This is a genomic window from Streptodolium elevatio (genome assembly GCF_040649515.1).
Classification (GTDB): Bacteria; Actinomycetota; Actinomycetes; order Streptomycetales; family Streptomycetaceae; genus Yinghuangia; species Yinghuangia elevatio.
In genome coordinates, this window is the sequence record NZ_JBEZFP010000263.1 from 1 (window position 1) to 3381 (window position 3381).

The 3381-nt window shown below is 71.0% G+C and carries 4 protein-coding genes; 2 read left to right on the forward strand and 2 right to left on the reverse strand.

What is annotated here, in order from left to right; genetic code table 11:
- Positions 1 to 77 precede the first annotated feature (77 nt).
- A complete protein-coding gene (gene sodN / locus AB0C36_RS42765) occupies positions 78 to 482 on the reverse strand; it encodes a superoxide dismutase, Ni (RefSeq protein ID WP_358365126.1) in 405 nt (134 codons plus the stop codon).
- 152 nt (positions 483 to 634) lie between these two features.
- Here sodN and sodX point away from each other — a divergent pair, with 152 nt between their 5' ends.
- Positions 635 to 1003, forward strand: coding sequence for a nickel-type superoxide dismutase maturation protease (gene sodX / locus AB0C36_RS42770; RefSeq protein WP_358365129.1), 369 nt, complete (start codon positions 635 to 637; stop codon positions 1001 to 1003).
- 7 nt (positions 1004 to 1010) lie between these two features.
- Here the strand turns inward: sodX and AB0C36_RS42775 are convergent, their stop codons facing one another.
- Positions 1011 to 1562: a CGNR zinc finger domain-containing protein gene (locus AB0C36_RS42775; RefSeq protein WP_358365131.1), complete on the reverse strand. Its 552-nt coding sequence runs from the start codon at positions 1560 to 1562 to the stop codon at positions 1011 to 1013.
- Positions 1563 to 2072: 510 nt separating this feature from the next.
- Between AB0C36_RS42775 and AB0C36_RS42780 the strand changes: the two genes are divergently transcribed.
- On the forward strand, positions 2073 to 3266 hold the full coding sequence (locus AB0C36_RS42780; RefSeq protein WP_358365133.1) for an NAD(P)-dependent malic enzyme: 1194 nt from the start codon (positions 2073 to 2075) through the stop codon (positions 3264 to 3266).
- Positions 3267 to 3381: the final 115 nt, after the last annotated feature.

Here is a 3381-nt window from a genome sequence, read left to right on the forward strand (position 1 = left end):
CCGACACGGAGTCCGCGGACCGGGGGCGGACCGGGGACCTGCGGCGTGTGCCTCCGCAGGTCAGGCGGCCTGAGGCGTCAGGCGGCCTTCTTGGTCTCCCAGAAGATGGAGTCGATCTGGGCGATCAGGTCGAGCAGCTGCTGGCCGGTGGCCGGGTCGTTGGAGCCCTTGGTGCCGCCCGCGCCCGCCGCCTTGACGGCGTCGTTGAACAGGGTGTGCAGGTTGGGGTACTTCTCGAAGTGCGGGGCCTTGAAGTAGTCGCTCCACAGCACCGACAGGTGGTGCTTGACGAGCTCGGAGCGCTGCTCCTTGATCTCGATCGCCCGAGCGCGGAACGCCGGGTCCTCGTTCCCCTGGTACTTCTCCTGGATGGCCTTGACCGACTCTGCCTCGATGCGGGCCTGAGCCGGGTCGTAGACACCGCAGGGGAGGTCGCAGTGCGCCTCGGCGGTCACCGTACGCGCGAACAGACGAGAGAACATGAGAGTCCTTTCTGTGATCGTCTTCCCACCGGGGACCCTACTCCCGGAGGAGCCGGTTTTCCCGGCCACCCCGGTTGCCGGGAGGGCGTGTTCGGGTGAACGGTGTCCCGGGGCGACCCGGGCGGACCACGAAGAACCAGTACGGAGAAGACATGGCGGACATCGCGGAGGCGGCCAGGCATCGGTTTCCCTGGGGCCTGGTCCAGGTGGAAGGCGGGTCGATGCTGCCCAATCTCGTCGACGGGGACCGCGTGTTGGTGCGCTACGGAGCCCGCGTCCGACCGGGTGACGTGGTCGCGGCGGTACGCCCGGACCGCCCCGAGGTCGGCATGCTCAAGCGCGTCCGCGAACGCCGGGACGGCGGTTGGTGGGTGCTCGGTGACAACCCCTACCCCAGCACCGACAGCCGCCACTTCGGGCCGGTGCCCGACGAGTTGGTGGTCGCCCGCGTCATCGCGGTGCGCCGCAAGACGTGGCCGTGGTGGCGCCGCGTCGGCACCGACAACCCGTTCGAGGGATGACGAGGCGTCAGTCCGCGGCGCGCGCCTTGCGGCGGGCCCGGAACTGCGCGACGTTGGCCCGCGTCGAGCAGCGGTCCGAGCAGTAGCGCCGCGACCGGTTGGCCGAGCCGTCGACGAACACGTTCCGGCACGGCGCCGCGTCGCACACGCCCAGGCGGTCCACGCCCAACGACGTCATGCGCACTGCGAGCCCCATGCCCGCCACCGCGGCGAACGACTCCGCGGCGCCCGACTGGTCGTCGGCGAGGTGGATGTGCCACGGCTTGCCGTCGTGCCCGGTTACGCGCGGGTGCACCGGATACTCGGCCAGCAGTCCGTTGAGTGTCGCGACCGCGTCGTCGTGCCGCCCCGCGACCGCGTCGGAGAAGACCGCCCGCAGCCGCGCCCGGACCGCCCGCAGCCGCGGTACGTCCGACTCGGTCACCCGCGACGGCGGCCGTCCCACGGCGTCCAGCAGCCGCGCGATGTCGGCGGTGGTCCGCAGGTCGTCCGTGCCCCGGCCGGGCGCCTCGGTGTTGACCAGCCGGACCGCGTAGTCGGCGTACGCCGCGAGCTCCACTGCGGTGCGCCTCCCGGCGGGGGTCCGCCCGGGCGGACCGCTGGTTGGACTGTTCGCTGGACTGTTCGCTGGACTGTTGGCTGGACTGCTGGTTGGACCGCCGCCTCGGAGCCCCGGGGACCGGGGGAAACCACGGAGCACCGCGAAGGGCCGCGCAAAGGCGGATTCTCGCGGCACCAGGTGTGGCGGCGGTTACACCCACCCTACTGTCCGTGGCAGTACCTTTGGCGGCCAAGGGCGGTGCGCGTACACCCACGGTCAATTCCGCCTTCAGGGCAGCGTCATCGCCCCGACGTACCGCCGCTCGGGGGTTGTGGAAAGCTAGATGTCACGGGTGACCCCCGTACCCTCGTCGGATTGCGTGCGCGGACAGCAGCGCCGGTCCCGGCGAGGCAGGCAGCATCCAGCCGTGCTCGATGTAGGTCCACCCCCGGGCGTCTACCCCTGGTCGTGGCGTACATCGCTTGAGGAGCTGCACCACTTACTCACTGCGTTGACAAAGGGGTCACTGTGGCAGCGGAGATCATCCCGGCCGAGAGCACCACACCGGACGACGTCGATCCGGCGTTTGCCCTGCACCGGGGCGGCAAACTGGAGATCCGGTCGACGGTCCCGGTCCGGAACAAGGACGACCTGTCCCTCGCGTACACCCCGGGCGTGGCCCGCGTGTGCACCGCGATCGCCGAGAACCCCGACCTGGTGAACGACTACACCTGGGTGGCCAACACGGTCGCCGTCGTCACCGACGGCACCGCGGTCCTGGGCCTGGGCGACATCGGCCCCAAGGCCTCCCTGCCGGTCATGGAGGGCAAGGCGCTGCTGTTCAAGCAGTTCGGCGGCGTGGACGCGGTCCCGATCGCCCTCGACTGCACCGACGTGGACGACATCGTCGAGACCGTCGTGCGCCTCGCGCCGTCGTTCGGCGGCATCAACCTGGAGGACATCTCGGCGCCGCGCTGCTTCGAGGTCGAGCGCCGCCTCCAGGAGCGCCTGGACATCCCGGTCTTCCACGACGACCAGCACGGCACCGCGATCGTGGCGCTCGCCGCGCTGCGCAACGCGGCCATCGTGACCAACCGCGAGCTGAAGGACCTGCGCGCGGTCATCTCGGGTGCGGGTGCGGCCGGCATCGCGATCGCCAAGATCCTCATCGAGGCCGGCATCGGCGACCTGTGCGTCGTCGACTCGCGCGGCATCGTGCACGAGGGCCGCGAGGACCTCACGCCGATCAAGCGCCTCATCGCCGAGCTCACCAACAAGGCCAAGCTCAAGGGCGGCATCGAGGTCGCCCTCGAAGGCGCCGACGTGTTCCTGGGCGTCTCGGCCGGCAAGGTCCCCGAGGAGGTCGTGGCGACCATGGCGCCGAACGCGATCATCTTCGCGATGGCCAACCCGGACCCGGAGATCATGCCGGAGGTCGCGCAGAAGTACGCCGCGGTCGTGGCGACCGGGCGCAGCGACTACCCGAACCAGATCAACAACGTCCTGGCCTTCCCGGGCGTCTTCGCCGGCGCCCTGTCGGTCCGTGCGACCCGCGTCACCGAGGGCATGAAGGTCGCCGCGGCCGAGGCCCTCGCGGCCGTCGTCGCCGACGAGCTCTCCGCCGACAAGGTGATCCCGAGTCCGTTCGACGAGCGCGTCGCGCCCGCGGTGACCCTCGCGGTCGCCGAGGCCGCGCGCCGCGACGGTGTCGCGCGCCTCTGACGGCTTCGCGGCAGATCCCGCCCCTTGCGGGCGGCAGTACGTCCCCTGCTCCTGGCGGGCGGTCCCCGACACGTGGCGTGCAGCAACTCCCCGGAATCGGCGCTGCGGACGGTAC

Bases quoted from the DNA above. Each gene is read 5' to 3' on its own strand.
- sodX (WP_358365129.1), top strand. From the start codon at position 635: ATGGCGGACATCGCGGAGGCGGCCAGGCATCGGTTTCCCTGGGGCCTG.
- sodN (WP_358365126.1), bottom strand. From the start codon at position 482: ATGTTCTCTCGTCTGTTCGCGCGTACGGTGACCGCCGAGGCGCACTGC.